General features: G+C 75.3%; 25 protein-coding genes. 22 read left to right on the forward strand and 3 right to left on the reverse strand.

The genetic code is table 11. From position 1 onward, the window contains the following. The first annotated feature begins 19 nt into the window (after positions 1 to 19). The 9 genes from A8711_RS15280 to A8711_RS15320 all read left to right on the forward strand — a co-directional run bounded on the left by A8711_RS15280 (position 20) and on the right by A8711_RS15320 (position 8,754). A complete protein-coding gene (locus A8711_RS15280; protein WP_069088578.1) occupies positions 20 to 1,165 on the forward strand; it encodes a sensor histidine kinase in 1,146 nt (381 codons plus the stop codon). Further along, positions 1,162 to 1,767, forward strand: coding sequence for a response regulator transcription factor (locus A8711_RS15285; RefSeq protein ID WP_064445796.1), 606 nt, complete (start codon positions 1,162 to 1,164; stop codon positions 1,765 to 1,767). Before A8711_RS15280 ends, A8711_RS15285 begins: the two co-directional genes overlap by 4 nt. A 44-nt stretch (positions 1,768 to 1,811) precedes the next feature. Then, positions 1,812 to 2,345 (forward strand): 2'-5' RNA ligase family protein, encoded by a 534-nt coding sequence (locus A8711_RS15290; RefSeq protein WP_064445797.1) that lies wholly within the window; start codon positions 1,812 to 1,814, stop codon positions 2,343 to 2,345. A gap of 85 nt (positions 2,346 to 2,430) precedes the next feature. Further along, the gene (locus A8711_RS15295) at positions 2,431 to 3,375 is read left to right on the forward strand and encodes an inositol-3-phosphate synthase (RefSeq protein ID WP_043323695.1); all 945 of its coding nucleotides are present in this window, start codon (positions 2,431 to 2,433) and stop codon (positions 3,373 to 3,375) included. A 57-nt stretch (positions 3,376 to 3,432) separates the two neighbouring features. Next, positions 3,433 to 4,176: a helix-turn-helix transcriptional regulator gene (locus A8711_RS15300; protein ID WP_064445798.1), complete on the forward strand. Its 744-nt coding sequence runs from the start codon at positions 3,433 to 3,435 to the stop codon at positions 4,174 to 4,176. Between the two features lie 105 nt (positions 4,177 to 4,281). Then, positions 4,282 to 5,286 (forward strand): cytochrome P450, encoded by a 1,005-nt coding sequence (locus tag A8711_RS15305; RefSeq protein WP_233607778.1) that lies wholly within the window; start codon positions 4,282 to 4,284, stop codon positions 5,284 to 5,286. Further along, positions 5,283 to 6,077 (forward strand): isocitrate lyase/phosphoenolpyruvate mutase family protein, encoded by a 795-nt coding sequence (locus tag A8711_RS15310; protein WP_069088580.1) that lies wholly within the window; start codon positions 5,283 to 5,285, stop codon positions 6,075 to 6,077. Before A8711_RS15305 ends, A8711_RS15310 begins: the two co-directional genes overlap by 4 nt. A gap of 102 nt (positions 6,078 to 6,179) precedes the next feature. Then, positions 6,180 to 7,139, forward strand: coding sequence for a hypothetical protein (locus A8711_RS15315; RefSeq protein ID WP_043323699.1), 960 nt, complete (start codon positions 6,180 to 6,182; stop codon positions 7,137 to 7,139). 4 nt (positions 7,140 to 7,143) lie between these two features. After that, a complete protein-coding gene (locus tag A8711_RS15320; protein ID WP_069088581.1) occupies positions 7,144 to 8,754 on the forward strand; it encodes an asparagine synthetase B in 1,611 nt (536 codons plus the stop codon). Between the two features lie 31 nt (positions 8,755 to 8,785). Here A8711_RS15320 and A8711_RS15325 read toward each other — a convergent pair whose 3' ends face one another. Beyond that, positions 8,786 to 9,661 carry a transglutaminase domain-containing protein gene (locus tag A8711_RS15325; RefSeq protein WP_069088582.1) on the reverse strand — a complete coding sequence of 292 codons (876 nt, stop codon included), beginning with the start codon at positions 9,659 to 9,661 and terminating at the stop codon, positions 8,786 to 8,788. A gap of 123 nt (positions 9,662 to 9,784) precedes the next feature. On the opposite strand from A8711_RS15325, the gene A8711_RS15330 reads away from it, so the two are divergent. Then, positions 9,785 to 10,258: a DUF1203 domain-containing protein gene (locus A8711_RS15330; RefSeq protein WP_069088583.1), complete on the forward strand. Its 474-nt coding sequence runs from the start codon at positions 9,785 to 9,787 to the stop codon at positions 10,256 to 10,258. A 48-nt stretch (positions 10,259 to 10,306) separates the two neighbouring features. After that, positions 10,307 to 11,299: a carcinine hydrolase/isopenicillin-N N-acyltransferase family protein gene (locus tag A8711_RS15335; protein WP_069088584.1), complete on the forward strand. Its 993-nt coding sequence runs from the start codon at positions 10,307 to 10,309 to the stop codon at positions 11,297 to 11,299. Positions 11,300 to 11,403: 104 nt separating this feature from the next. Here the strand turns inward: A8711_RS15335 and A8711_RS15340 are convergent, their stop codons facing one another. Continuing rightward, on the reverse strand, positions 11,404 to 12,846 hold the full coding sequence (locus A8711_RS15340) for an LVIVD repeat-containing protein (protein WP_369799352.1): 1,443 nt from the start codon (positions 12,844 to 12,846) through the stop codon (positions 11,404 to 11,406). A gap of 147 nt (positions 12,847 to 12,993) precedes the next feature. Here A8711_RS15340 and A8711_RS15345 point away from each other — a divergent pair, with 147 nt between their 5' ends. The 5 genes from A8711_RS15345 (at position 12,994) to A8711_RS15365 (ending at position 19,083) form a co-directional block, all read left to right on the forward strand. Then, positions 12,994 to 13,689: a DUF305 domain-containing protein gene (locus A8711_RS15345; protein ID WP_069088585.1), complete on the forward strand. Its 696-nt coding sequence runs from the start codon at positions 12,994 to 12,996 to the stop codon at positions 13,687 to 13,689. Between the two features lie 129 nt (positions 13,690 to 13,818). Further along, positions 13,819 to 15,021, forward strand: coding sequence for a sensor histidine kinase (locus tag A8711_RS15350; protein WP_233607739.1), 1,203 nt, complete (start codon positions 13,819 to 13,821; stop codon positions 15,019 to 15,021). Continuing rightward, positions 15,018 to 15,683, forward strand: a complete 666-nt coding sequence (locus A8711_RS15355; RefSeq protein WP_043323707.1) for a response regulator transcription factor — start codon at positions 15,018 to 15,020, stop codon at positions 15,681 to 15,683. The genes A8711_RS15350 and A8711_RS15355 overlap by 4 nt, the downstream gene beginning before the upstream one ends. Before the next feature lie 200 nt (positions 15,684 to 15,883). Then, complete coding sequence (locus A8711_RS15360) at positions 15,884 to 16,597, forward strand: ABC transporter ATP-binding protein (RefSeq protein ID WP_051611472.1); 714 nt, start codon at positions 15,884 to 15,886, stop codon at positions 16,595 to 16,597. Positions 16,598 to 16,602: 5 nt separating this feature from the next. Continuing rightward, complete coding sequence (locus A8711_RS15365; protein ID WP_069088587.1) at positions 16,603 to 19,083, forward strand: ABC transporter permease; 2,481 nt, start codon at positions 16,603 to 16,605, stop codon at positions 19,081 to 19,083. A 63-nt stretch (positions 19,084 to 19,146) separates the two neighbouring features. Here the strand turns inward: A8711_RS15365 and A8711_RS15370 are convergent, their stop codons facing one another. Continuing rightward, a complete protein-coding gene (locus A8711_RS15370) occupies positions 19,147 to 20,526 on the reverse strand; it encodes a serine/threonine-protein kinase (RefSeq protein ID WP_083297019.1) in 1,380 nt (459 codons plus the stop codon). Positions 20,527 to 21,013: 487 nt separating this feature from the next. Here A8711_RS15370 and A8711_RS15375 point away from each other — a divergent pair, with 487 nt between their 5' ends. From A8711_RS15375 to egtD, 6 genes are all read left to right on the forward strand, one after another. Then, the gene (locus A8711_RS15375) at positions 21,014 to 21,649 is read left to right on the forward strand and encodes an RNA polymerase sigma factor (RefSeq protein ID WP_069088687.1); all 636 of its coding nucleotides are present in this window, start codon (positions 21,014 to 21,016) and stop codon (positions 21,647 to 21,649) included. A 16-nt stretch (positions 21,650 to 21,665) separates the two neighbouring features. Next, complete coding sequence (locus tag A8711_RS15380; RefSeq protein WP_069088588.1) at positions 21,666 to 22,385, forward strand: hypothetical protein; 720 nt, start codon at positions 21,666 to 21,668, stop codon at positions 22,383 to 22,385. Positions 22,386 to 22,541: 156 nt separating this feature from the next. Further along, a complete protein-coding gene (egtA, locus tag A8711_RS15385; RefSeq protein WP_069088589.1) occupies positions 22,542 to 23,777 on the forward strand; it encodes an ergothioneine biosynthesis glutamate--cysteine ligase EgtA in 1,236 nt (411 codons plus the stop codon). Continuing rightward, positions 23,774 to 25,102, forward strand: a complete 1,329-nt coding sequence (gene egtB / locus A8711_RS15390; protein ID WP_043323713.1) for an ergothioneine biosynthesis protein EgtB — start codon at positions 23,774 to 23,776, stop codon at positions 25,100 to 25,102. Before egtA ends, egtB begins: the two co-directional genes overlap by 4 nt. A 9-nt stretch (positions 25,103 to 25,111) precedes the next feature. Then, positions 25,112 to 25,858, forward strand: coding sequence for an ergothioneine biosynthesis protein EgtC (gene egtC, locus A8711_RS15395; RefSeq protein WP_069088590.1), 747 nt, complete (start codon positions 25,112 to 25,114; stop codon positions 25,856 to 25,858). Positions 25,859 to 25,896: 38 nt separating this feature from the next. After that, entirely contained in the window at positions 25,897 to 26,862 is a 966-nt protein-coding gene (egtD, locus tag A8711_RS15400; RefSeq protein WP_069088591.1) for an L-histidine N(alpha)-methyltransferase, read from the forward strand. Positions 26,863 to 26,896 lie beyond the last annotated feature (34 nt).

Genomic DNA, 26,896 nt, shown 5'->3' on the forward strand with positions numbered 1-26,896 from the left:
CGCCCTAGGATCAGCGGGCATGAGCGTCGATCCGGCGGACCACCGGCTGCGCCGGGCCCGGCGGGTCACGCTGCTGTCGCTGGCCACGAACGTGTGGACGACGGTGCTGCTGCCAGCGGTCGGACTGGCCCGCGAACCCGACCCGGTACGCGTCGCGCTCGGCGCCGCCGGGCTGCTCGTGTTCACCGCCGCCCAGGTCGCGGTGCTGCACGCTGCCGTCACGCCGTGGCTGCCCGTGCCGGCGCGCCGCCGCCGGCACGCCGCGCTGACCGTGGCGGCGCTGCTCAGCCTGCCGCTGCTCGGCCCGGTCGCGGCCGGCTCCTGGCCCACCTGGGCGTGGCTCGGCGCATCACTGGTCGGCATGACGCCGCTGCTGTTCCGGCCCGTCGTGGCGGCGGTGGCGGCGGCCGGCGTCCTCGCGGCGTCCGCGGCCGTCACCTGGTGGACCGATGGCCCGCTGACCACGGCGCTGCTGGTCACCGGCCTGGTGGGGGCCGGGACAGCCGCGCTCACCTGGGTCCAGGTCTGGTTCTGGGACCTGCTGGTCGAGGCCCGGCAGGGGCAGGCCGCCCAGGCCCGGCTGGCCGCCGCCGAGGAACGGCTGCGCTTCGCCCGGGACGTGCACGACCTGCTCGGCCACGACCTGACGGTGATCGCGCTGAAGGCCGAGCTGGCCGAGCGGCTGGCGCCGACCGACCCGGACCGGGCCGCCCGGGAGGCGGCGCAGGCGCGGCGGCTCGCCGCAACGGCGCTGACCCGGGTACGCGCGGCGGTGCACGGCTACCGCGCCGTCGACCTGGCCGAGCAGGCCGCCGCGGTGGGGGAGGTGCTGCGCTCCAGCGGCGTACGCACGACTGTGGTCCCGCCGTCCGGCGACGTGCCCGGGCCGGTCGCCGCCGACCTGGCCGCCGTGCTGCGTGAAGCCGGGACGAACGTGCTGCGGCACAGCCGGGCCGGCTGGTGCCGGATCGAGATCACCCGGGAGGACACGGCGGTGACGCTGACCGTACGCAACGACGGCGTGCGTGACGGCGACGGCCCGGACCGGCTCAGCGGCGGCCTGCGCGGCCTGTCCGACCGGCTCGCCCCGGTCGGCGGCCGGGTCCGGGCGGACGCCGCCGACGGCGTGTTCAGCCTGGTCGCGACCGTGCCGGTGGCGCGATGATCCGGGTGCTGCTGGCCGACGACGAGGAGCTGATCCGGCTCGCCCTCGCCGCGCTGCTCGACCTGGAGCCGGACATCGAGGTGGTGGCGCACGCGGGCGACGGGCGCGCGGCCCTGGACGCGGCGCTTGCCCACCGGCCGGACGTCGCGGTGCTCGACCTGGAGATGCCGGCGCCCGGCGGGGTCGAGGTCGCCGCCGAGCTGACCCGGGCGCTGCCCGGCTGCGCCCCGGTGATCCTCACCGGACACGGCCGCCCCGCCCAGCTCCGGCCGGCGCTGGCCGCCGGAGTGCGCGGCTTCCTCGCCAAGGGCGCTCCCGGCGGCGCGCTGGCCGACGTGATCCGCCGGGTGCACTCCGGCGCCCGGTACGTCGATCCGGCGCTCGCGGCCGACGCGCTCACCCTGCCCGAGTGCCCGTTGACGCCGCGCGAGCTGGAGACGCTGCGCCTGGCTGAGCTGGGCACCCCGGTCGCGGTGATCGCCCGGCGTACCCACCTGGCCGCCGGGACGGTCCGCAACCACCTGAGCGCCTGCGTGCAGAAGCTCGGCGCCGCGAACCGGGCCGAAGCGGTACGGCTCGCCCGCGAGGCCGGCTGGCTCTGAGGTACGGGACGTCGTGGCGCGGCGCCGGCGACTAGCCTGATCACGTGCGGACGGTCGAACTGCTCTGCTCACCCGAACTGGAAGCGGCGGTTCGCGCTGCCTGGGACCGGCTCGCCGCTGCCGGGCTGCCCAGCCTGGCCCGCAACACGCACCCGACGAACCGGCCGCACCTGACGCTCGCCTCCGTCGAGGAGTTCCCGCCCGGCGCCGAGCAGCGACTGGCCGACCTCTGCGACGCGGCGCTGCCGCTGCCGGTGCGGCTGGACCGGGTGGCGGTGCTCGACGGCACCGCGCCGCTGGTGTGGCTGGTCCGCCCGACACCGCAGCTCGTCGCGCTGCACGGCGCGGTCTGGGACGTGCTAGCCGAGGCGTCCGGCGGGCACTCGTGGCACCAGCCCGGCCGGTGGGTGCCGCACCTGAGCCTGGCGCTGCGGTTCGGCGCGGCGGACCGGCGCCGGGCCCGGGCGGTCGCCGGAGCGGGCCGCCCGGCCGGGGCGTTCGTGGCGGCGCGCAGCTACGACGCCGACACCCGTACGGTCAGCGAGCTGACCGCCGCCTGCCCGCGTTCCGGCGGCTGACCGAGAGGTCATACCCGGCGCTGGTGGGCGTCGGTTCCGCTGACCGGGACCCCCGGCGTGGGCAGATCCGGGTACTCTTCGCCCCATGATCGACAGTGTTCGATTGGCGGTCGTCGGTGTGGGCAACAACACGTCGGCGTTGGTGCAGGGCATCGCCTTCTACCGCAACACCGGCAGCCTGGTAGGGCTCCACCGGCCAGAGATCGCGGGACTGGGCGTCAGCGACATCGACGTCGTCGCCGCTTTCGCCATGTCCGACCGAAAGGTGGGCAAGGATCTCCACGAGGCGATATTCATGCCGCCCAACAACTTCCCGCGCCTCGACACCGAACTTCCGCCCGCCGGCGTGACGGTGCGGCGTGGCCTGGTGGACTCGACGGAAGTCGAACGGGTGGCGCACGCGCTGGAAGGGGCGGAGGTGCTGCTCTACTCCGCTCCGAGCGGCCGGCCGGACACGGCTCGGGCTTACGCCGAGGCGGCTCTGACAGCGGGAGTCGCGTTCGTGAACACCACGTCGGATCCGGTGGCCAGGCACGAGTCACTACTGGCACGTTTCGAGGAAGCCCGTGTGCCGTTGCTCGGCGACGACCTGGCCAGCCAGTTCGGCACCTCCGTGCTGCACCACGCACTACTGCGGCTGATCGAGGAGCGCGGCCTCACCCTGGGCAGCTCCTACCAGGTCAATCTGGGCGGGACCGAAGACTTCCGCAACCTGGTCGAGAACCCGAACACCAAGAAGCAGTCCAAGCTGAACGCCCTGGGGTCGTCCGGCAAGGTCCAGATGGCGCCCCTCGCGTACATGCCGCACCTGCGATCCCACAAGATCGCCCACCTCAACATCGAAGCGCAGGGCTGGGCCGAGACGGCGGTGAGTGTGGAGGTGCGCCTGCAGGTGCATGACCCGAGTGGTGCTGCCGGCGTCAACATCGACCTGATTCGTCTGGCGGCCATCGCCCTGCGGTCGGGTCGTGGCGGCTACCCGGCCGAAGCGGCATCCCTCCTGAAGTCCCCACCCGGAACCGCGATCTGACCCCAACCCCCGGACCGTTCGGCGCGGCCCGAACCGTGCCCGTGTCAGCATGGGCCGATGACCACCGGTGCCGACGGACGCGGACTCGCCGGGTTCGCCGCGCTGCTCGCCGACCCCACCCGGGCCGGCTTCTGTCTGGCCCTGCTCGACGGCCGCGCCTGGACCGCCGGGGAGCTGGCCCGCGCCGCCGGGGTGGCCGCGTCCACCGCGAGCGGCCACCTCACCCGGCTGGTGGCGGGCGGTCTGGTGGTCGAGGAGCGGCAGGGCCGCCACCGGTACGTCCGCCTCGCCGACCCGGGCGTCGCCCAGCTCGTCGAGGACCTGGCCGCGCGGGCGCCCGCACCGGCGGCCCCGCCCCGCACGTTGCGCGCCGCGTCGGCCGGTGCCGCCCTGGCGTACGCGCGCACCTGCTACGACCACCTGGCCGGGCGGCTCGGCGTGCTGCTGCACGACGCCCTGCTCGACCGTGGCGTGCTCGACCGCACCGGCGGCCTCGCGCTGACCGAGGCCGGCATGAGCTGGCTGGACCGTCTCGGCGTACCCGTCGAACCACTGCGCGGCACCCGGCGGCCGCTCGTCCGCGACTGCCTGGACTGGACCGAACGGCGCCCGCACCTGGCCGGCGCGGTCGGGGCGGCGCTATGCGGGCGCTTCCTCGACCTCGGCTGGACCGCGCGCGGCAACGGCCGGGCGGTACGGGTCACCCCGGCGGGGCGGGACGCGCTGGCCGAGGCGCTCGGGCTCGACCCGGTGCTGCTGGCCGCGCCCGCCACCCGCGACACCGGCCCGGCGCGCGCCTGACCCGCCCGTGCCCCGCGGCACCGGTCCCGCCCGCGACTGACCGCCGGGTGTGCCCGGCCGGATCGTTCGGTCCGGGCCGAACTGTCGGCGCCCTACGGTCGGGTGATGGATTCACCGACGATCACGGCTGCTCCGGGCACGCCGCCCTGCGGGCCGCCGACCTCGGACGACGGCGGCTGGGTGGTCACCCGGTACGCGGACGTCGTCTCCGTCCTGACCGATCCCCGCTGCGTGGTTCCGCCCGCCGAGGAGGCGCCGGAGGGTGGCCTGGCATGGCTGCGCGCCTCGGTGAGCCGGTTCAGCCCGCCGGACCGGCATGCCGCGCGGCGAGCCGTCGGGGTGGCGGCGCTCGACACGCTCGACCCACGGGAACTGCGCGTGATCGCGGAACGGCTGACCGGGCGGATCCTCGACCGCGCCGCGAGCGCGGACAACGGCGGCGACCGGGTGGACGTGACCGGTGACCTGGCTCGGCGCGTACCCCTTGTGGTGCTGGCGGAGCGGCTCGGGCTGGCCGACCCGGCGGCGGCCGTAGCGGAGGTGACGGCGGTGGCCGCCGCCTACCACCCGGGCGCCGGCCCGGCGGCGGTGCGGCGGGCGGACCGGGCGGTGGCGGCGCTGCTGGCCATGTCGCCGCCCGCTCCGGCCGAGGTGACAGCGAACCGGCTCGGGCTGCTGGTGCAGGCCGCCGACGCCACCGCCGGGCTGATCGTGGCCGCCGTCCGGCACGGGCTCGACGCGCCGGACGGGCTCGAGACCGACGCGCTGCTCGCCGAGGTGCTGCGCCTCGACCCGCCGGTACGGGTCACCCGCCGGGTCGCCGCCGACCCGCTGACCCTGGGCGGCCAGCCGGTGCGCGTGGGGGAGCGGCTGCTGCTGCGGTTCGACGCCGCCAACCGCGACCCGGCGGTCTTTCCGGAGCCGGACCGTTTCCGCGCCGGCCGGGCGAACGCCGCGCTGACGTTCGGCGCCGGACCCCGCGGCTGCCCCGGGCAGCGGCACGCGCTCGCCCTGGCCGCCGGCGTGGTCGGCGTGCTGCGCCGCCGCTGCCGTCCCGCCGGCCCTACCCCTGACGTCCCGCCGACCCCACTCGAGGTGATCCTCCGATGACCGACCGGTACCGCGCATTCCGTGACCTGCACCGGCCCGGCGAACCGCTGCTCCTGCCGAACGCCTGGGACCACGCCTCCGCCGCGGCGCTCGCCGCCAGGGGGCATCAGGCGATCGGCACCACCAGCCTGGGCGTGGCGGCGGCCGCCGGCCGACCGGACGCCGTCAGGGCGACCCGCGCCGAGACGCTGGAGCTGGCGTACCGGCTGCGGGACCTGCCGACGCTGCTCACGGTGGACGTCGAGGACGGCTTCCACGACGACCCGGCGGAGGTCGCCGGGTTCGTGGGCGAGCTGGCCGCGCTCGGGGTGGTCGGCGTGAACCTGGAGGACGGGCGCCCGGACGGGCGACTGGCCCCGGCGGACCACGTCGCCTCCGTGATCGCTGCGGTCCGCGCGGCGGTGCCGCGGATGGTCGTCAACGCCCGCACCGACGCCTGGTGGCTGGGCGTGCCGGCGCCGCTGGACGAGGCACGGCGGCGGGCGGCGGCGTTCCGGGCCGCCGGTGCCGACTGCCTGTTCGTGCCCGGCGCGCCGGACGACCTGGTCGGCCTGCTCGCCGCCGAGGCGGGGTTGCCGCTGAACGTGCTGTACCGGCCGGGCGGCCCGGACCTCGCAGCCCTCGGGCGGCTCGGCGTGGCCCGGGTCAGCACCGGATCGCTGCTGTTCCGGGCCGCGCTCGGTGCCGCGCTGCACCTGACCGACGCGATCGGCGCCGGGCGCGACGCGGGCCTGCCGGCGCCGCCCGGATACGAGGAGGTGCAGGCCCTGGTGTCGCCGTCCGCCACCTGATCGGGCACTTCGGAGGAGATGGGAGGAATCGCGCCTTCTCCGGTCTTTACGGTGTGCGCAGGCCCAATCACGCCGTGTCCCGACCGAGAGGGGACGGAGACCATGCGAGTGCCCAGCCGCAGCCCCGGTCGCCAGCCCGGTCCCGCCGCCGCACCCACCGCTCCCGCCCGCCGGGTGCCCGCAGCCGGCCGGCGCGGCGACGCCGTCCCGGACCTGTCCGCGTACCGGGCGGCGGTGGCGGACCTCCTGGTCGAGGTGGGCGCGCTCGCCGACGCGCCGTCGGCCACCGCCCGCCAGGTGCTGCTCGACCAGCGGCTGCGCGAACCCGCCATCGCCGCCGTCCTCGACGCCACGCCCCAGGGGCTGATCGGGGCCCGGGAGACGCTGCTGCTGGAGATGGCCCGCTACCAGCCAAACGCGCGCAGCTCGGCGCAGGACCTCACCGCGCTGGTGCGGATCTACCTGCTCTCCCGCGTCGACGTGCTCTGGTGGCGGGACGCCCCGACGTTCCTCACCGACGACCAGGTCCGCACCAGCGCCGAACTCGTCGACCTGGAGTGGCTGCGCCGGCGCGGGCTGATCGAGTTCCGCTATCAGGAGCAGCCCGCCACGGTCGTGGGCCGGGGCCTGCGCGCGGCGCGCCGCCGGTTGCTTCCGGCCGCCACCCCGCGTACCGCCGGTCTGCTGTTCCGCCGGGCCCGCCGCGAGATGATCGCGTTCCTCAACGACCTGGCCCGGGAGTTCGCGGCCGTCGCGCCGGACCGCACGCCGCCGCTCTGGGTGACCAGCCTGGCCCGCAGCGCCGAGCACCAGTACCGGCTGCGCCGCCTGGGGTACGCCGCGATGGTGCCCAGCGGACACTGCCTCGGCTGGGCCGCCGATGTCGAGCTGGAATGGTACGAGCGCTTCGGCGCCCGTTCGGCCCTCGCCGGGTTGCTCCTGGCCCGCCAGGACGCCGGCGAGGTGAACGTGGTCGACGAGGGACAGGCCTGGCACGTGTGTCTCGCCCCGGACGCCCGCCGCCGCTACCGGCGGGCGTACGAGGCCGAGATGGGGGTGTGACCCGGTGTGCGGCATCGCGCTGAGCATCGGCCCCGAGGCCGACCCGGCCACGTTCCGCCGGATGCTCACCGCGCTCGCGTCGCGCGGTGAGGTCACCGAGACCCGCCAGGAGAACGGCCTCCTGGCCGGCGTACGGCGGCTGAGGATCGTGGACCGGGAACGGTCCGTCCAGCCGTGGATGTCGCCGGACGAGCGGCACCTGCTCTGCTACAACGGCGAGATCTTCAACCACCACGAGCTGCGCGCCGAGCTGACCCGGCTCGGGCACGAGTTCCGCACCACCGGCGACACCGAGGTCGTGCTGACCGCGTTCCGCCAGTGGGGCGAGAACGCGGTACGCCGGCTGCGCGGGGAGTACGCGTTCGTGATCGTCGAGCGGGACAGCGGGCGGGCGTACCTGGCCCGGGACCCGCTCGGGGTCAAGCCGCTGTACTGGTCCCGCCTGCCCGGCTGCCTGCACCTCGCCTCCGAGGTCAAGGCGCTCGTCGGGCACGGCGCGCCGATCGGCGAGGTGGCGCCCGGGCACCACGGCTGGGTCGAGCCCGGCGAACCGGTCCGGCCGCGCCCGCACGTCGACCTGCTCACCCTCGGCGACGGCCTGCCGGTGATCGACGACCCGGACGAGGCGGCCCTGCTGGTCCGCGTCGCGCTCACCGACGCGATGCGGGCCCGGCTGGACACCGACCTCACCGTCGGCGTGGTGCTCTCCGGCGGCCTGGACAGCTCGCTGGCGCTGCTGCACGCCCGCGAACTGCACCCGGACTGCGTGGCGGTCACCATCGGCGTGCCGGAGAGCCCCGACGTCGCGTACGCCCGGCGGCTCGCCGCCGACCTCGGCGTGCCGCACGAGGTGATCGAGCTGCGCCCCCGCGACATCCGGCTGGCCGACGTACGTGAGGCGATCCGGGTCTCCGAGCTGACCGAGTACGGCGACATCATCAACGCTGTCGTCTCGGTGCCGATCTTCCGGCGGCTGCGCGAGCTGGGCGTACGGGTGGTGCTCACCGGCGACGGCTCCGACGAGCTGTTCGGCGGCTATCCGATGTACCACCAGGTCGGGCCGGAGCGGTCCCGCCGGCTGTTCCTGCACAAGATCCGCAACCTGTGCCGGACCGAGCTGCAACGGGTGGACCGGGCCAGCATGGCGCACGGGGTGGAGGCCCGGGTGCCGTTCCTCGACCTCAGCGTCGTCGAGCTGGCCATGCGACTGCCGCTGGACCTCAAGCTGCGCGACGGGCAGGAGAAGTGGATCGTCCGGCAGGCCTTCGCCGACCTGCTGCCCGGCTACGTCCGGCAGCGGCCGAAGAACCCGATGTCGTACTCGTCGGGACTGCACGAGCGGGCCCGCCTCTACAAGCCGCTGTTCGCCCGGCTGCACCGCTCCTTCGGCTACGACCTGCTGGAACCGGTCCGGCGGGACTTCGACAGCGTGCTCACCCGCTGCGGCAACGACCTCGACCGGGCCATCGCCGAGGGCATGGCCCGGCCCGACTACACCGTGCTGGAACACGCCCGGGACCTGGTCGGCGCGGCCCGGTGGAACGCCGCGCCGATGGTCCGGCGGCTGGTCAACCCGCGCCGCACCCGAGGCGACGAGGCGCCCCTGCCCGGGTGAGCCCGCGTGGCCCCGGTAGGAGGCCGCCGGGTCAGCGCCGCAGGTCCACGTCGGCGGCCACGCCGGAGACCGGGTCCATGCAGTGCACCGTCGGGCCCGGACGCAGCCGGGCGTCCGAGGCGTACCGCCGGGCCAGCTCCCGCCCGGCGGCGGCGTCGCCGCGGTCGGCGGCCACCAGCAGCGCGGCGACCTCGTCGACGAGCGTGAGGTCGGCGCCGGTCAGGTCCTCGGTCATCGCCCCGAAACCGTCCCAGAGCAGCACCTCGTCCTTGTGCCGGTGGGCCAGCTCCAGCAGCACGTAGTCGTGGATGAACCAGTCGCCCCGGATCGGCAGCGACGGGTCTACGCCGTAGGTGTCCGGGTCGACCCGGCCCGCCCGGTAGGCCAGCCACACCCGGGCCGCCGACTCGAAGTGCCCGGCCTCCGGGTCGATGTCGTAGCCGTCGAACGGCCGGTCGCCGGCCGGGTCCAGCTCGGGGTCGGACCAGACCCAGCGATCGCCGTTCCACCACTCGGCGAGCACATGGTCGTGGTGCCAGCCGGGCACGAAGTAGCTCGCGAACCCGACCCGGCTGCGGGCCGGGACGCCGTGCTGGCGCAGCGTCGCGACGGTGAGCAGCGTGTGGTCCCGGCAGCAGCCGGCGACCCGTTCGGCGGCCGGGCGCTCGGCGGCCAGCGGCAGCGGGAACCGCGACTGGTCGGCGTCGAGGATGCGGTCCAGCCAGCGCAGATTCACCTCGGCCCGGCGGACGTCCGGCAGCTCCACCCCGCCGGCCCGGTAGTGGATGATCACGTTGCGGGCGGTCGCCGCGACGGTGGGCAGGTCAGCCGGCACGGCTTCGAGCAGCGCCGCGTGGTGGCGGGGATCGCTGTACGGGGAGTGGGTCCGGTAGTCGTCGACGTCCATCCGGCCATTGTCGGCGCGGGACGCGGCCGGCGGGTGCCCGCTCGGCGCGCAATCTCGCGGCACCCGGAATGCCAGGTCCGATCACCGCCAGCGCCGCGGTCCGGGCCGCGCCAGGCTGGGACCGTGACGATCACCCGTACCGCGTTCCGGATCCACCCGCTGCCCGCGGGGACGCTCGCCGAGCTGCGCCGCACCGGCCGCGACGCCACCGGGCAGCCGCCCGAGCACCGGCACGCCACCGGCGGCGAGCCGCTGCGCTGCTGCCTGCGCGACGCCCGGCCGGACGAGACGCTGCTGCTGTTCGGGTACGCCCCGCCGCTGCCGCCGAGCCCGTACCGCGAGGTGGGACCGGTGTTCGCGCACGCCGCCGAATGCGCCGGCCCGCACGACGTGACGGCGTACCCGTCCCAGTGGCGCGGACGGGAGCAGGTGCTGCGCGCGTACGACAGCCGGGGCCGCATCGTGGGCGGACGGCGACACGACGGCGGCGACCCGGAGGCGGTGGTCGCGGAGCTGTTCGCCGACCCGGCGGTGGACCTGCTGCACAGCCGCAACGTGGTGTACGGCTGCTGGATGTTCGCTGTCGTGCGGAGCTGACCGGGTCCCGGATGGACATCGGCGGACGCCTCTTCTAGCGTCGCTGTCATGCGGAGGACCCTCATCGCCGGCGGGCTCGCGTTGCTCCTGCTCGGCACGGCCTGCGGGGAGAGCCGCCGGTCCGACCCGCCGGCCGCGGCCGGCTCGCCCACCGCCTCGCGGCAGGACCCGGGCCAGGTCGAACGGACGCTGGCCAGCCTCCGCAAGATCGACGACCTGCCGATGTACGAGATGACGTACGACGGCGACTACGACCCGACCGCCGGGCTGGCCGGGTCGACGCCGCCGAGCCCGTTCGGCTGCTCGCTGTTCGCCGCGCTCGGCGACCGGGAGCGGCCGGTGTTCGCCCGCAACTTCGACTGGGAGCCGAACCCCGCGCTGGTGCTGCGCACCGACCCGCCGGACGGGTACGCCTCGATCTCGCTGGTCGACATCTCCTACCTGGGGGTGGCCGCAGACCCGACGGGGGACCGGCGGCTGCTGGACGCGCCGCTGCTGCCGTTCGACGGCATGAACGAGCGGGGTCTCGCGGTCGGGCTGGCCGCCGACGACGGGGCGCGCGCCGAGCCGGTGCCCGGACTGCCGAAGGTGGGCTCGGTGCGCATCCTGCGCCTGGTGCTCGACTCGGCCGCGACCGTGGACGAGGCGGTCGCCGTGTTCAAGCGCTACAACCTGGACTTCGACGGCGGGCCGCCGCTGCACTACCTGCTGGCCGACGCGACCGGCACGTCGGCGGTGGTGGAGTTCGTCGACGGGAAGATGACAGTGGACCGGCGCAGCGGCCCGTGGCAGGCCCTGACGAACGTGCCGGCCGTCGGGGTGCCGGACCGGGAACTGCGCCAGGACCGCAGGTACGGGGTGCTGGCGAAGGAACTGGACCGTGCCGGTGGGGTGGTCGACGCGGCCGGGGCGCTGCGGCTGCTGAACGCGGTACGCCAGTCGCACACCCGCTGGTCGGTCACGTACGGGCTGCGCAGCGGCGAGGTGCGGGTGGTCACGGCCGGTGGCGGCACCCGTGACTACCGCCTGCCGATGAGCTGATCCGGGCCGGGTGGACCGCTCCGGCCGAGGTCGTCGGCGCTGACAACGCACCGGGCCCGGCGGCCCCCGCGAGGGGAGCGCCGGGCCCGGGACGGGTCAGCGGGTCACCAGCTCAGGTAGCCCGCCTGGGTCTGCACGTTCAGCTCGGGAACCAGCAGGAACTGCGCCAGCCAGGTACGCGGGTCACGCAGCTCCAGCACGTCCAGTCCCTTCTGGATGTCGCTGGAGTAGATGTGGCCGTTGTACCAGTACGCCGACCAGGACCCGCCGGTACGCAGCTGCGTGGCGTCCAGCGGACCGCGCTCCCAGTAGGCGATCTCGGTCGGCTTGCGGGAGTTGGTGAAGTCCCACACCGAGATGCCGCCCTGGTACCACGCCTGCACCATGATGTCGCGGCCGGGCACCGGGATCAGCGAGCCGTTGTGGGCCACGCAGTTCTCGGTGTCGGCGTTGACGCGCGGGATCTTGTAGTAGCTGCGGAATTCCAGCTTGCGGGCGTTGCCGCGGCCGGTGATGTCGTAGATGGCGTCCGCGCCACGGTTCGGGCCGACCACCTCGTTGCAGGTGGCCGCGCCGCCGCCGCCCAGCTCGTCGGTGAAGACGACCTTGGTGCCGGAGTTGTTGAACGTGGCCGAGTGCCAGAACGCGAAGTTCTCGGCGTCGGTCACCCGCTCGATCACCCGGGGCGCCTCACGGTCCTTGATGTCCAGCAGGATGCCGTCACCCATGCACGCGCCGGCGGCCAGGTCCTTCGCCGGGTACGCGGTGATGTCGTGGCAGCCGGTGGTGGCCGACGACTGACCGGGGATGCCCGGGTAGCCGCCGTCCGGGAACAGGTTCGGCGTGGCCACCACGGAGGCGGTGGTGGGGTTCTTCACCGGCACCTTGACGATGGAGATGGAGTCGTGCGGCGGCTGGCAGTCCGGGAAGTCGGCGCGCGGGCTGTACGACGAGACGTACAGGTAGACGTTGCGCTTGTCCTTGCCGGGCACGAGCGTGTGGGTGTGCGAGCCGCACGCCGTCTCGACCGACTTGATGTAGCGCGGGTTGCGCTTGTCGCGGATGTCGAAGATCTTGATGCCCTCCCAGGACTCCTTCACCGACGCCGGCTGGCTGGTGCTGGCGCAGGAGTCGTCGCTGCGGGAGGAGTCGGTGGACAGGAAGAGCAGGTCGCCGTGGACCGAGATGTCGTTCTGCGAGCCGGGGCAGAGCACCTGCGACACGATCGTCGGGCGGCTCGGCCGGAGGATGTCGTAGATGACGAACCCGTCGTAGTTGCCGACGAACGCGTACCGCCCCTGGAAGGCGATGTCGGTGCCGAGGGCTGCGGTGGTGTCGAACGGCGCCTGCTTCGGCAGGTTGGCCACCTGCCGCAGGTTGGGGCTGCTGGAGATCTCGTCGACACCGGGGACGGCGCTGTCCACGGTGGCCGGCGCGGCCTGGGCGCGGGGGATCTCCTGGGCGCTGCTCGGCGGCGCGGCGACCACGCCGGCGAGCAGCAGGCCGGCGGCGGCGAGGCTGATGATGCGGGTGCGGGACGTGCGGATGCTGATCACCGGCAACACCCTTCGAAAGGGGATGATGATTCGCCAAACCTTACCGATCGGAGACCGTCATCAATGTGACCTGGGTCACACTGGGGAACTTTTATCTATGTATAGGATCGCCTTCACCTTGACCGGAGGAGGCGTCGTATGACCAGCCGGCAGGCGCGCGTGTGGGTGGGCGTCACAGCGCTCGTCATGCTCGTGGTGATCGGCGGGCTGGCGCTCGCCGGGCGCGACGACACCCGGCCCGAGGCCGCGGCGGGGAACGCCGCGACGGGCGCGCCGAGCCCGAGCGCCACCACCTCGGCGCCGCCGCTGCTGGTTCCCGGCCGCCCGGGGGAGTCGGCCGCCACCCGTGCGCCCGATCAGGTGCGGGCAGCGTCGACGCCCCGGTTCAACAGCCTCGACGTCTGGTACGTCCGGATGATGATCCCGCACCACGAGCAGGCGCTGGAGATGGCGACGCTCGCCCCCGACCGGGCCGCCGACCCCCGCATCCGCGCCGTGGCCGAGCGGATCCGCGCCGCCCAGGGGCCGGAGGTCGGCCTGCTGCGTGCCTGGCTCAGCACCCGCGACCTGCCCGCCGACGTGCCGGGGCACGACCACGGCAGCATGCGCGGGATGCAGTCCGCCGAGGCGATGCGGCAGCTCGCGGACGCCAAGGGCGCGGCGTTCGACCGGATGTTCGTGCGGATGATGACCGACCACCACCAGGGCGCGATCGTGATGTCCACCGACCTGCTGAAGGTCGGCGCCGACCAGGCCATGCAGGAGTTCGCCACCGGCGTGGCCGTCGAGCAGTCCGCCGAGATCACCCGCATGCGAGCCCTCCTGCCCTCCTGACCCCCGATCCTCGCGGTGATCATGAGGTTGGCGGCGACAAATCGGACGACGACGCCCGTCAACCTCATGATCACCGCAAGGTGGGGCGGCGGGGGAGAGGTGGGGAGAGCGGGCCTAGGCTGGGGAATCGTGGCTCGCCTCATCCTCGGCCGTCCGCTGCGCGGCATCGCCTTCGACACCGCCGTCTGCGGGCTGGTCGTGTTCTTCGCCGTCTCCGCGTACGTCGCCGGCCAGATCGGCGTACCGGCGTTCGCGGTCGGGCTGGCGGCGGCGGTGGCGGTGTTCTTCCGGCGTACCCACCCGACGGCGGTCGCCGTCGCGGTGGCCGCGCTCGCGCTGGTCCAGGTGATCGCCGGCTGGGGTCCGCTCGCCTACGACATCGCCGTGCTGATCGCCCTCTACAGCGTGGTCAAGTACGCCGACCGGCTCCGCGACGGCATCGTGGCCGGGGTCGTCGCCGTGCTCGGCGGGGTGCTCGCCGCGCTCCAGACGCCCGGCGCCGGGCCCTGGTGGATGGGCGCGTTCTTCTACGCCCTGATCGTCGGCGCGGTCTGGCTGGCCGGGCTGAACCTGCGGACCCGCCGGCTCTACGTGCTCAGCCTGGAGGACCGGGCCGCGACGCTGGAACGGGAACGGGAGGCGCAGGCGCGGGCCGCGGTCGCCGAGGAGCGCACCCGGATCGCCCGCGAGCTGCACGACGTGGTCGCCCACAGCATGGCCGTGATGATCGTGCAGGCGGACGGGGTGCGGTTCACGCTCGACCGGGATCCGGCCACCGCCCGCGAGGCGGCCAAGGTGGTGGCGGACACCGGCCGGGCGGCGCTGGAGGAGATGCGGCGCCTGGTCGGCGTACTGCGGGAACCCACAGCGACGCAGCCGGACCCGGCGGACGGGCCCGCGCACCGCCGGCCCGCGCTGGTGGAGCTGCCCGCGTTGCTCGACCGGTTCCGCGCCGCCGGGCTGCGGGTCGCCTGCGGCGGCGCCGGCGCGCCGCCGCCGCTGCCCCCCGGCCTGGAGCTGACCGTCTACCGGGTGGTGCAGGAGAGCCTGACCAACACGCTCAAGCACGCGGGCGTCGGCGCGTCGGTGGAGCTGACGCTGGACTGGAGCGCCGACGCCGTCGTGATCCGCGCCGTGGACGACGGGCGCGGCCGTCCGGTCGACGGCCCGGCGCCGTCCGGCGGTCACGGCCTGGTCGGCATGCGGGAACGGGTCGGGGTGTACGACGGCAGCCTCGCCGCCGGACCCACACTTGCCGGTGGCTGGCGGGTGCGGGCGCGGCTGCCGCTGTCCCCGGCGGCCGGCACCGGGGAAGGGAGGGCGGCGGCGTGACGGTACGGGTGATGATCGTCGACGACCAGGCGCTGGTACGCGCCGGGTTCCGGATGGTGCTCGACTCCCAGCCCGACCTGGCGGTGGTCGCCGAGGCCATCGACGGCGCGGACGCGCTGCGGGTGCTGGACCGGGTCGCCGTCGACGTGGTGGTGATGGACCTGCGCATGCCGACCATGGACGGGGTGGAGGCGACCCGGCGGATCTGTGCCCGGCGCGACGACGGGCGCCCCCGCGTGCTGGCGCTGACCACGTTCGACACGGAGGCCGACGCGTTCGCCGCGCTGCGCGCCGGGGCGAGCGGGTTCCTGCTCAAGAACGTGCCGCCGGAGGAGCTCATGGCCGCGATCCGGGTGGTCGCCCAGGGCGACTCGGTGGTGGCCCCGTCGATCACCCGGCGGCTGCTCGACCGGTTCGCCGGGCAGCTCGGCCCCGCGCCGGCCGCCGATCCCCGGCTGGCCCAGCTCACCGAGCGGGAACGGGAGGTGCTGCTGCTGGTGGCGCAGGGGCTCTCCAACGCCGAGATCGCCGCCCGGGTGCACGTCGCGGAGGCGACGGTGAAGACCCACGTCGGCCGCATCCTGGCCAAGCTCCAGCTGCGCGACCGGGTCCAGGCGGTCGTCCTGGCGTACGAGAGCGGCCTGATCACGCCCGGCGGCTGACCCGGCGTACGCCTCAGGTCGTACGGGTTTCCCCGGTGGGGGACGACCTCCGTCGCATCGAGGTCGAGCGCGCAGGTGGAGATCAACCAGGTGGTGCCGCCCCTAGCGTCGGAACTGTCAGAAAGACCGTGTCCGACAGGAGCACCTCAGTGTCCGCACCACCGACCACCGGCGTCGCCCTCGCCGCCCGCGCGCTGCGCATGGAGTACGGCGCCGGGCAGTCCCGCGTCGTCGCGCTCGACGGCGTCGACCTCGACCTGGCCGCCGCCCGGTTCACCGCCGTCATGGGCCCGTCCGGCTCCGGCAAATCCACCCTGCTGCACTGCCTCGCCGGCCTCGACCGGCCGACCGCCGGGGCGGTCCACATCGGTGACGCCGACCTGACGCGCCTGGACGACCGGCGGCTCACCCGGCTGCGCCGGGACCGGATCGGCTTCGTCTTCCAGAAGTTCAACCTGCTGCCCACGCTCACCGCGCAGGAGAACATCGTCCTGCCGCTGGCGATCGCCGGCCGTCGCCCGGACCCGGCGTGGCTGGGGCAGGTGGTGGCGGCGGTGGGCCTGACCGACCGCCTCGGGCACCGCCCGGCGGAGCTGTCCGGCGGGCAGCAGCAGCGCGTCGCGGTGGCCCGCGCGCTGATCACCCGGCCCTGGGTGATCTTCGCCGACGAGCCGACCGGCAACCTCGACTCGCGCTCCGGCGCCGAAGTGCTGCGGCTGCTGCGCGAGGCGGTGGACATGCTCGGTCAGACCGTCGTCATGGTCACCCACGACCCGGCCGCCGCCGCGTACGCCGACCGGGTGGTCTTCCTGGCCGACGGCCGGCTGGTCGACGAACTGCACGCGCCCACGGTCGGCGCGGTCCGGGACGCGCTCAGCCGGCTCGACCCGGCCGTCGCGCCGGCAGGGCGGTGAGCGGGATGCTGCGGCTGACCCTGCGCCAGGTCCGCGCCGACGGCCTGCGCCTGCTGCTGTCCTCGCTGGCGATCGTGCTCGGCGTCGCGTTCGTCGCCGGCACGCTGATGTTCACCGACGGGATGCGCGCCGGGGCGTACGAGCGGGCCGGTGAGTTCGACAGACACACCGACCTGGCCGCGTACGCCGAGACCGACCCGCTGCCCCCGGCGCTCGTGGACCGGGTACGCGCCCTCGACGGGGTGGCCGCCGCCGCGGGCGAGCTGACCGGCTCCGCCGGGGTGGTGGGCGCCGACGGCCGTCCCGTGCTCGGGTACGCGGTGCTCGCCGCCGTCCCCACCGAGGCGGCCCTGCAGTCCTACGACGTGGTGGCCGGGCGGCTGCCGCAGCGCCCCGGCGAGGTGGTGCTCGACGACGAGACCGTCGCCGAGCAGCGCTTCACCGTCGGCGGCCCGGTGTCGATCGGCGGACGCGACGGCGCGGCCCGCCCGTACACGCTTGTCGGCACCGTCGACGTGGACGGCAGCTCCCGCGACGTCGGCGGCCCCTACATCGGGCTGACCGGCCCGGACGCGCTCACCGTCAGCGGCGAGAAGGGCTACGGCCGGATCATGGTGGCGGCCCGCCCCGGCGTGGACACGGCGGCGCTGGCCGACCGGATCCGCGCCGTGGTGGGACCGGACGTGACGGTCCGGGACCGCGACGCCATCCTCGACGCGGCCGTCGACGACGCGGTACGCGACCTGCGGCAGTTCGGCATGCTGCTGGGCACGTTCGCCGCGGTCGCGGTGGTGGTGGCCGGCTTCGTGATCGCCAACACCTTCGCCATCGTGCTCGCCCAGCGCTCCCGGCGTACCGCGCTGCTGCGGCTGGTCGGCGCCACCCGGGGGCAGATCTACCGGGCCACGCTGTCCGAGGCGGCGGTGACCGGCCTGCTCGCCTCCGTCGTGGGGGTGCTGGCCGGCGCGGCGGTGGCCGGCGGCCTCGGCGTGCTGCTCGCCGGCACCGGCGCGCCGCTGGGCGGCGGGCTCACCCTGACCCCGCGTACGCTGCTGCTGTCGCTGGGGCTGGGGACGCTGCTCACCGTGGCGTCGGCGGCGCTGCCGGCCTGGCAGGGCACCCGGGTCGCCCCGGTGGCCGCGCTCACCGACGCGGCGGTCAACCCGGTCCGTCCGGCCGGGCGGATCCGGCTGGCGGTCGGCGCGCTGGCGCTCGCCGCCGGTGTGGCGGCGCTGGCCGGCGCCGGTGCCACCGGCCAGGTGGTGCTGGTCGCGGCCGGCGGGTTGCTGGCCTTCGGCGGCATCGTGGCGTTCGGCCCGGTGCTGGTGCCGGCGCTGGTACGGGTGCTCGGCGGGCCGTTCCGCGCGGCGTTCGGCGCCACCGGCGGGCTGGCCGTGTCGAACGCGGTGCGCAACCCGCGCCGGGTCGCCGCCACCGCGACGGCCATGGTCATCGGCATCGGGCTGGTCTCCGCCTTCGTGGTCGGCGCGGCGAGCGTCAAGTCCGGCATCGAACGCGCGGTGGACGCCCGGATCGGCGTGGACTTCCTGGTCACCGGCATCGGCGGGGACCTGCCCGCCACCGTTGCCGGCGAACTGGCCGCCCGCCCGGAGCTGGGTGTGGTGCACGAGCAGCGCAGCCGGGTGGTCGGCGACGTGCAGCTGCGCGCCGCGCACCCGGCGCTGGTCCGGCGCACGCTGTCCGCGGTGGACGCCGGTGACCCGGCCGGCCTGGGGCCGGGAGCGGTGCTGGTGCACCGCGAGCTGGCCGCGACCAGGGGCTGGACGGCCGGTTCCACGATCACGCTCGCCGGGCGGCCGTTCCGGGTCGCCGCGGTGGTGGCCGACGAGGAGCCAATCCTGGCAGGGAGCCCGGTGCCCCCCGGTCACCTGGTGGACGTGCTGGACGCCGACTTCACCGCCATGTTCCCGACCGTGCGCGGTTACCTGGCCGAGGTGGATCCGGCCGCCGGGGTGAGCGTCGACGAGGCCCGGACCGCTGTCGAGTCGGTGCTGGCGCGCTACCCGACGGTGAACGTGATGGACCAGGCCGCGTACAAGAAGATGCTCACCGGCACCGTCGACCTGGTGCTGGGGTTCGTCACCGCGCTGCTCGGCCTCGCCGTGGTGATCTCGCTCGTGGGGGTCGCCAACACGCTCAGCCTGTCCGTGGTGGAACGCACCCGGGAGACGGCGGTGCTGCGCGCGGTCGGACTGAGCCGGGCCGGGATGCGGGGTGTGCTGGCGGTCGAGGCGGTGCTCACCGCGCTCGTCGGCACGCTGCTCGGCATCGCGCTCGGCGCCGGGGCGGCCGCCGGGGCGATGGCAGTGGTGGCCCGCATCGGCGGGGACTTCACGCTCGTCCTGCCCTGGGCGCGGATCGGGCTGATCGTCGCGGTGGCGGTGGTGGCCGCGCTGCTCGCCTCGGTCCTGCCGGCCCGCCGGGCGCTGTCCCGGCCGGTGGTGGCGTCGCTCGGCGCGGACTGAGCACCACCGCCCGGACACGACGAGGAGCCGGCTCCGCCGCGGGCGGGGCCGGCTCGTCGTGGGTCAGGGTTGGGTGGCCGGCTGCCCGCCGGTGTCACCGCCGGTGCCGGGGTCGGCGGTGGTCGGTTCGGGTGCCGGCGTAGTGGTGGGCGCCGTCGTCGCCGGCGTGCTGGGCGGCGTGGTGGTCGGCGCGCCGGTGGGCGCCGGCTCCTCGCTGACGCTCGGCTGCGCCGACGGGACCGTCGAGGCGCTCGGCGTCACCGACGGCGTGGCCGACGGCCGGCCGCCCGGGCCGACCGGCCGGTAGGTGTAGTCGTCGCCGGCCGTCGGCTCGTCGACTACCGGCTCCGCGGCCGGGTCGCTCGGCGCCACCGCGGGCGCCGTCTTGTCGATCTTCGTGGCGGGTTCGGCGGTGTCGTTCGCGGCGGCCACCAGCGCGCCCAGCGCGCCCATCGCCACCAGCACCGCGCCCAGCGCCCCGACGAGCGTGCCGCGCCGGCCCCGCCGCCGCGACGTCGCCACCGCGGCGCCCGGCCGGACCGCCGGCTGGTCGTCGCGGGACCGCGCCGGGCCCGCCGCGCCGCGCAGCGCCATCGTCGCGGTCGGCGAGTCGGTACGGGCGGCCCGCGCCGCGTCGGCCATCGCCGCGGCGCTCGGGTAGCGGTCGGCCGGGTCCTTGGCCAGCGCCCGGGACACCAGCTCGCGCACCGACGCCGGGATCTCCGCCGGCAGCTCCGGCGGCTCGTCGTCGAGATGGCGTACGGCCACCTGCAGCGGGTTGTCACCGGTGAACGGCGGGCTGCCGGTGAGGCAGCAGTACGCGACCGCGCCGAGCGCGTACACGTCGGTGGCGCCCGAGACCGGCCGGCCGGCGGCCTGCTCCGGCGCCATGTAGAGGGCGGTGCCGGGCACCGCGTTGGTGCTGGTGATGCTCGTGACGTTGGTCGAGCGGGCCACCCCGAAGTCGACGAGCACCACGGTGCCGTCGTCCTGCACCAGCAGATTGCTCGGCTTCACGTCGCGGTGCACGATGCCGCGCCCGTGCGCCGCGTGCAGCGCCTGCGCCACCTGGGTCACGATCGACATGGTCTCGGCGACCTCGAGGCACCCCGCGTCCTCGATCCGCCGCGACAGCGGCTCACCGGCGACGAACTCCATCACCAGGTAGTCGGCCCGGCCGCCGCTGGGCAGCTCGTCCTCGCCGCAGTCGAAGACCTGGACCACGCCGGGGTGGCGCAGCGAGGCCATGATCCGCGCCTCGGAACGGAAACGGGCGATGAAGTCGGGGTCGGACACCAGGGCGGGAAGAAGCACCTTCACCGCGACCGGACGACCGAGGACCAGGTCGGTGGCACGCCAGACGTCGCCCATGCCGCCGGTGGCGACACGGTCTTCCAGGCGGTACCGACCGCTGAGTACGACGTCTGAGGACAGCACCCCCATACCGTACCCACAGCGGGCGCGAAGTATTTCCCGCGATCTCGGCACGGGATCGAAAGCCTTCAGCGGGGCGTTCCAGCAGCCGGGACGCCGATCGGCGCACCGTGACCGGACCGGCACGATCGGCCAGAATGTGACAGCACGTCGCTGTCCGCCCGCGGGGCCCGGCACGATCGGTTGCGCCGGGGAGCGTCGATTCCGTACGTTGCGTTACCTCGACACGCCGGTGACGGGCGTAGACATTTCTCTCTCTTCCTCCGGCCCTGACGTCTTGCCGGAGCGCCCCGCGTTCCCAGGCGTCGGCCCGGCTCCCGGCCGCCCCGAGCCGTCGGTACCGTATGTCCGCCGACGCCCGTGCCGCGCGGCAGTGTCCATGGCTCATCGCACCCGTGTGCGAGTGTCAGATCAACTCACCGGGGGGCGGGGTGCGGATGGCGGTGTGGCCACTGGCTCCCCGGCGCCCGGACGCGACCCGGTCCGGACGGCGACCGTGACGGCCGAGCTGAACGAGGCGGTCGCCGCGGCGCAGGCCGGCGACGAGGAGGCGTTCCGGTTCCTCTACCGCAGCCTGCAGCCCGCCCTGCTGCGCTACCTGACCGCTCTCGTCGGCGCCGACGCCGAGGACGTGGCCTCCGAGGCGTGGCTCCAGATCTCCCGCGACCTGCCCTCCTTCACCGGTGGCGAGTTCCGCGCCTGGGCGGTCACGATCGCCCGCAACCGGGCCATGGACCATCTGCGCCGGCAGCGGCGGCGTCCGTCGGTGCCGGTGCCGGTGCAGGCGCTCAACGACCTGGCCGCCGACGCGGACACCGCCGACCGGGCCGGCGAGGCCATCGCCACCGAGAGCGCGCTGGCCCTGATCCGTACGCTGCCACCGGCCGAGGCGGAGGCGGTGATGCTGCGGGCCGTCATCGGCCTCGACGCGGAGACCGCCGGGCGGGTGCTGGGACGGCGGGCCGGAGCCGTGCGCACCGCGGCGCACCGGGGCCTTCGCCGGCTGGCTGCCATGCTGGAGCGCTCGGCGGCGGACACTGCCCCGGACGACTCCCGGGGCGCCCTCGCGCCGCGTCCCCGTACCGACCGCCAGGTGCCGCACGCGCCCGAGGCCGAGCCGGCGGAGGGCTGACGTGAGGAGAGACGGCATGCACCCTCGCCGGTCCGGCGGGCCCGCCGACCGGGCGGAATCCGATCGTCTGCTCGACGCCGCGCGCGCCGGGTCGCCACCGGGGCCGCAGACCGACCCGCTGACCCGGCTGCTGTCGGCCGCGGCCGGCCCGGCCACCGCCGGTGAGATCGCCGGCGAGGACCGGGCGGTCGCCGCCTTCCGGGCCGCCCGCGCCGGGCCCGTGCCCGCGGTCCGGCCGCGCCGGCGCCTGCGGATCGCCGCCGCGCTGTCCGGGCTGGCCGCCACCGCGGTCGCCGGGGTGGCCTTCGCCGCCGTACGCCTGGACCGCCATCCGGACCCGGTGATCCCGCCGGCGCCGGCCACCAGCGGCCCGGGCGTCACCGGCCCCACCGCCACCGGGCCGTCGCGGCCGGCGCCGAGCACACCGGCCGGCGAGGCGTCGGGCGCGGCGTCCCGGCCGGCCCGCGACGTGACGCCGACGCCGACGTCGACGCCGAGCGTCCCGGCCGCGCCGCCCGCGCCCCCGGCGGGGAACAACCGGATCGTCGCCCACTGCCGCGCCTACCTGGTCAAGTCGGAGCGGCAGCGGGAGAAGGCGCTGACCAGGCCCGGCTTCGCCGACCTGGTGGCCGCCGCCGGCGGCCCCGAGCAGGTGGAGAGCTACTGCCGGAATCTGGTGGGGGAGCCTTCGGGGACCCCGCCAGCCGAAGACGACGACCAGGACGAGGACGACTGAGCGCGGGGGGCGCAATCAGATTCCGGACAAAAATTCATCTCTCCGGGCAAGCGGATCACGTCTGCTAGACAGAGGATGGTGTGACGGCGTCCCGCGCCGAACGGGCCGGGCGCGTCGCGACACCGTGGTCGTCCGTCGCCGAGGAGGAGCCGCCCCATGGTGATGTCGCCGGACCTGGACCGCGCCGTCGTCCTGGGCGACGAGCAGGCGGCCCGGGGCCACCTCGCCCGGATCTGCTTCAAGACCGGACCACCCACGCTCGTCGGCGTCGAACTGGAATGGACCGTGCACGACGCCGCGGACCTGGCCCGGCCGGTCGACCGCGAGCGACTACGCAGGGCGCTGGGGCGGCACAGCCCCGTGACGCTCGACCCCACCAGCCCGGCCGACGAGCTCCGGCGCGCGAGCGCCGTGACCGTGGAGCCCGGCGGGCAGGTGGAGATCTCCGCCGCGCCGCGACCGACTGTCGGCGCGCTCGTCCTGGCCACCGAGGCCGACGTCGCCGAGCTACGGGCCCGGCTGGACGCCGCCGGGCTGGTGCTCGGCCGTAGCGGCATCGACCCCTGGCGGCTGCCGCGACCCGTCGTGGAAACCCCCCGCTACCGGGCCATGCGGTGCGCCTTCGACCGGCGCGGCCCGGCGGGGCGGGCGATGATGTACAGCACGGCGGGCCTGCAGGTCTGCCTCGACGCGGGCGAGCCGGAGCACCTCGCGCAGCGGTGGGCCGCCGCGCACGCCGTCGGCCCGCCGCTGCTGGCCGCCTTCGCCACCGCCGACCGGCACGCGGGCCGGGCCACCGGCTGGGCCTCCGCCCGGATGGCCACCTGGCTGGCCATCGACCCGGCCCGGACCCGTCCGGTGTGGTCGCCCGAACGCGCCGACGAGGATCCGGTGGCCGCCTGGACCGGGTACGCGCTCGCCGCGCCGCTGCTCTGCGTACGCGGCGACGGCCCGGACTGGACCGCGCCGCCGGGCGTCACGTTCGCCGACTGGCTGGCCGGCGCGCTGCCCCGCCCGCCCACCACCGACGACCTGGAGTACCACGTCAGCACGCTGTTCCCGCCGGTGCGCCCGCGCGGCTACCTGGAGCTGCGCTACCTGGACGCACAGCCCGGGGCGGCGTGGACCGTGCCGCTGACGGTCCTGGCCGCGCTCTTCGCCGACCCGGTGACCACCCGCGACGCGCTGGCGGCGGCCGCGCCGGTCGCCGACCGGTGGCGCGCGGCGGCCCGGTGCGGACTGGCCGAGCGCCCGCTGGCGACCGCCGCGGCGGCGCTGTTCGACCTGGCCCTGACGGCCCTGCCCCGCCTCGATCTGCCGCCCGCCATCCACGAGGAGACCCACCGAGAGATCCGGCGGCGACGTGCCGCCGCGGAGAGGGGACACCGGTGACCACGACCGAGCGACCGGGCACTGACGCCGAACGACTGCGCGACCGGATCGCCGCGGAGCTGGAGCGGACCCGCGCCCGCACCGCGGCGCTCACCGACGCGGTGGACGACGACGACCTGGTCCGGCAGCACTCCACGCTGATGTCGCCGCTGGTCTGGGACCTGGCGCACGTCGGCAACCAGGAGGAGCTGTGGCTGGTCCGCGACGTCGGCGGCCGCGAACCGGTGCGCCACGACATCGACGACCTCTACGACGCGTTCAAGCAGCCCCGCAAGGACCGCCCGGCGCTGCCGCTGCTGCCGCCGGCCGAGGCGCGCGCCTACGTGCGTACGGTCCGCGACAAGGTGTTCGATCTGCTCGACGGCATCCGCTTCACCGAGCGTCCCCTGGTCGCCGACGGGTTCGCGTTCGGCATGATCGTGCAGCACGAGCAGCAGCACGACGAGACCATGCTCGCCACCCACCAGCTGCGCGCCGGCGCCCCGGTGCTGGACGCGCCGCCACCGCCGGAGCCCCGGGCCCGGGTCGGCGGGGAGGTACGGGTGCCGGCCGGGCCGTTCACGATGGGCACCTCCACCGACCCGTGGGCGCTGGACAACGAGCGCCCGGCGCACACCGTCGACCTGCCCGCGTACCTCATCGACGCCGCGCCGGTCACGAACGGGCAGTACCGCGCGTTCATCGCCGACGGCGGATACGACGAGCCGCGCTGGTGGAGCGAGGCCGGCTGGCGGCACCGGATCGAGGCGGAGCTGAGCGCGCCGATGCACTGGCGGCGCGACGGCGACGGCTGGGCGTACCGCCGGTTCGGCCGCTGGTCGGCGGTCCGCGACGACGAGCCGGTGGTGCACGTCTGCTGGTACGAGGCGCAGGCGTACGCGGCGTGGGCCGGCAAGCGGCTGCCCACCGAGGCGGAGTGGGAGAAGGCGGCCCGCTGGGACCCGGCGTCCGGCCGGTCCCGCCGCTACCCGTGGGGCGACGAGGATCCGGGCGCCGAGCACGCCAACCTGGGCCAGCGGCACCTGTGGCCGGCGCCGGTGGGCGCGTACCCGGCGGGCGCGTCGCCGCTGGGCGTGCACCAGCTCGTCGGCGACGTGTGGGAGTGGACCTCGTCGCCGTTCCGCGGGCACCCGGGCTTCACCGCGTTCCCGTACCGGGAGTACTCGGAGGTCTTCTTCGGCGACGACCACAGGGTGCTGCGGGGCGGCTCGTTCGGCACCGACCGGTCCGCCTGCCGGGGCACGTTCCGCAACTGGGACTACCCGATCCGGCGGCAGATCTTCAGCGGTTTCCGCTGCGCCCGTGACGCCGGCCCGGAGGAGTGAGCCGGCCCGATGTGCCGTCACCTCGCGTACCTCGGTCCACCCGTGCTCCTGGGCAGCCTGCTGTTCGACCCGCCGTACGGCCTGCTGCGCCAGTCGTGGGCGCCGCGTGACATGCGCGGCGGCGGCACCATAAACGCCGACGGCTTCGGCGTCGCCTGGTACCCGGACGACGGCGACCCGGTCCGGTACCGGCGGGCCCAGCCGATGTGGAGCGACACCACGCTGCCGGAGCTGGCCGCCGTGACGCGCGCGCGGGCGGTGCTGGCGGCGGTCCGGTCCGCCACCGTCGGCATGCCGCTGCACGAGACGGCGGCGGCGCCGTTCGCCGAGGGCCGCTGGTTGTTCAGCCACAACGGCGTGGTGCGGGGCTGGCCGGACAGCCTGGTCCCGCTCGCCGCGGGCCTGCCCGTGCGCGACCTGATCACGCTCGACGTGCCGACCGACTCGGCGCTGCTGTGGGCGCTGGTCCGGCACCGGCTGCGCGCCGGGGCCGCGCCGGACGAGGCGGTCGCGGACACGGTCGCGGCGGTCGCCGCCGCCGCTCCCGGCTCACGGCTGAATCTGCTGCTCACCGACGGTACGACGGTGGTGGCGAGCACGGGCGGCCACGCGCTGTCGGCGCGTCGCGGGCCGGACTCGGTGCTGCTGGCCTCCGAACCGTTCGACGACGACCCGGCCTGGCAGGCGGTGCCGGACGGCCGGCTCGTGGTGGCGTCCACGGGCCGGTTCGACGTGCGGGAGCTGACCGCCGCCTGACGTTCTTCCCATCACCGGCAGGACAGAGAGGACACCTGATGAGCGCGGAGCCGCTGGAGATCCACCTGGAGGAGCGGGACCTCGACCGTGGGTTGCGGGAGGACGTACGGGTGGGGCTGGCCGCGACGCCGAAGTGGCTGCCGCCGAAGTGGTTCTACGATGCCCGGGGCAGCGAGCTGTTCGAGGAGATCACCCGCCTGCCGGAGTACTACCCGACCCGGGCCGAGCGGGCCGTGCTCGCCGCGCACGCCGACGACGTGGCCACCCTGACCGGCGCGAAGACGCTGATCGAGCTGGGGTCGGGCTCGTCGGAGAAGACCCGCCTGCTGCTGGACGCCTTCACCCGGCACGGCGACCTGGGCACGTTCGTTCCGCTGGACGTGTCGGTGAGCGCGTTGCGCTCCTCCACCGAGCAGATCGCCGCCGCGTACCCGGGGCTGCGGGTGCGGGGGATCGTCGGTGACTTCACCCGCCACCTGGACCGGCTGCCCACCGGCGGCCGGCGCCTGGTCGCGTTCCTCGGCGGCACGATCGGCAACCTGCTGCCGGTGGAGCGGTCCGGGTTCCTCACGGCGATGCGCGCGGCGCTGGAGACCGGCGACTGGCTGCTGATCGGCACCGACCTGGTGAAGGACCCGGCGGTGATCGTGCCCGCGTACGACGACGCGGCCGGCGTGACCGCCGAGTTCAACCGCAACGTGCTCCGGGTGATCAACCGGGAGCTGGGCGCGGACTTCGACGTCGACGCGTTCCGGCACGTGGCGGTCTGGGACCCGGAGCGGGAGTGGATCGAGATGCGGCTGCGCGCCGAGCGCCCGACAACGGTGCGGGTGCTGGACACCGACGTCGTGTTCGCCGCCGGCGAGGAGCTGCGCACCGAGGTGTCGGCCAAGTTCCGGCCGGAGGGGATCGCGGCCGAGCTGACCGCCGCCGGGTTCACCCGGCAGGCGTTCTGGACCGACCCGGGCGGGCTGTTCGGGGTGAGCCTGGCCCGGGCCGACTGAGGTCCGGGTGGTCCGGGCCACACCCGCTGACGGG

Source organism: Micromonospora sp. II (assembly GCF_001709195.1).
GTDB lineage: Bacteria > Actinomycetota > Actinomycetes > Mycobacteriales > Micromonosporaceae > Micromonospora > Micromonospora chalcea.

What these genes read in the sequence shown, in the direction of transcription:
- A8711_RS15365 (WP_069088587.1), top strand. Translation starts at nt 16,603, where the DNA reads ATGCTGCGGCTGACCCTGCGCCAGGTCCGCGCCGACGGCCTGCGCCTG.
- egtC (WP_069088590.1), top strand. Translation starts at nt 25,112, where the DNA reads ATGTGCCGTCACCTCGCGTACCTCGGTCCACCCGTGCTCCTGGGCAGC.
- A8711_RS15280 (WP_069088578.1), top strand. Translation starts at nt 20, where the DNA reads ATGAGCGTCGATCCGGCGGACCACCGGCTGCGCCGGGCCCGGCGGGTC.
- A8711_RS15325 (WP_069088582.1), bottom strand. Translation starts at nt 9,661, where the DNA reads ATGGACGTCGACGACTACCGGACCCACTCCCCGTACAGCGATCCCCGC.
- A8711_RS15285 (WP_064445796.1), top strand. Translation starts at nt 1,162, where the DNA reads ATGATCCGGGTGCTGCTGGCCGACGACGAGGAGCTGATCCGGCTCGCC.
- A8711_RS15345 (WP_069088585.1), top strand. Translation starts at nt 12,994, where the DNA reads ATGACCAGCCGGCAGGCGCGCGTGTGGGTGGGCGTCACAGCGCTCGTC.
- A8711_RS15300 (WP_064445798.1), top strand. Translation starts at nt 3,433, where the DNA reads ATGACCACCGGTGCCGACGGACGCGGACTCGCCGGGTTCGCCGCGCTG.
- A8711_RS15315 (WP_043323699.1), top strand. Translation starts at nt 6,180, where the DNA reads ATGCGAGTGCCCAGCCGCAGCCCCGGTCGCCAGCCCGGTCCCGCCGCC.
- A8711_RS15310 (WP_069088580.1), top strand. Translation starts at nt 5,283, where the DNA reads ATGACCGACCGGTACCGCGCATTCCGTGACCTGCACCGGCCCGGCGAA.
- A8711_RS15370 (WP_083297019.1), bottom strand. Translation starts at nt 20,526, where the DNA reads ATGGGGGTGCTGTCCTCAGACGTCGTACTCAGCGGTCGGTACCGCCTG.
- egtD (WP_069088591.1), top strand. Translation starts at nt 25,897, where the DNA reads ATGAGCGCGGAGCCGCTGGAGATCCACCTGGAGGAGCGGGACCTCGAC.
- egtA (WP_069088589.1), top strand. Translation starts at nt 22,542, where the DNA reads ATGGTGATGTCGCCGGACCTGGACCGCGCCGTCGTCCTGGGCGACGAG.
- A8711_RS15380 (WP_069088588.1), top strand. Translation starts at nt 21,666, where the DNA reads ATGCACCCTCGCCGGTCCGGCGGGCCCGCCGACCGGGCGGAATCCGAT.
- A8711_RS15295 (WP_043323695.1), top strand. Translation starts at nt 2,431, where the DNA reads ATGATCGACAGTGTTCGATTGGCGGTCGTCGGTGTGGGCAACAACACG.
- A8711_RS15360 (WP_051611472.1), top strand. Translation starts at nt 15,884, where the DNA reads ATGGAGTACGGCGCCGGGCAGTCCCGCGTCGTCGCGCTCGACGGCGTC.
- A8711_RS15335 (WP_069088584.1), top strand. Translation starts at nt 10,307, where the DNA reads ATGCGGAGGACCCTCATCGCCGGCGGGCTCGCGTTGCTCCTGCTCGGC.
- A8711_RS15305 (WP_233607778.1), top strand. Translation starts at nt 4,282, where the DNA reads ATGGATTCACCGACGATCACGGCTGCTCCGGGCACGCCGCCCTGCGGG.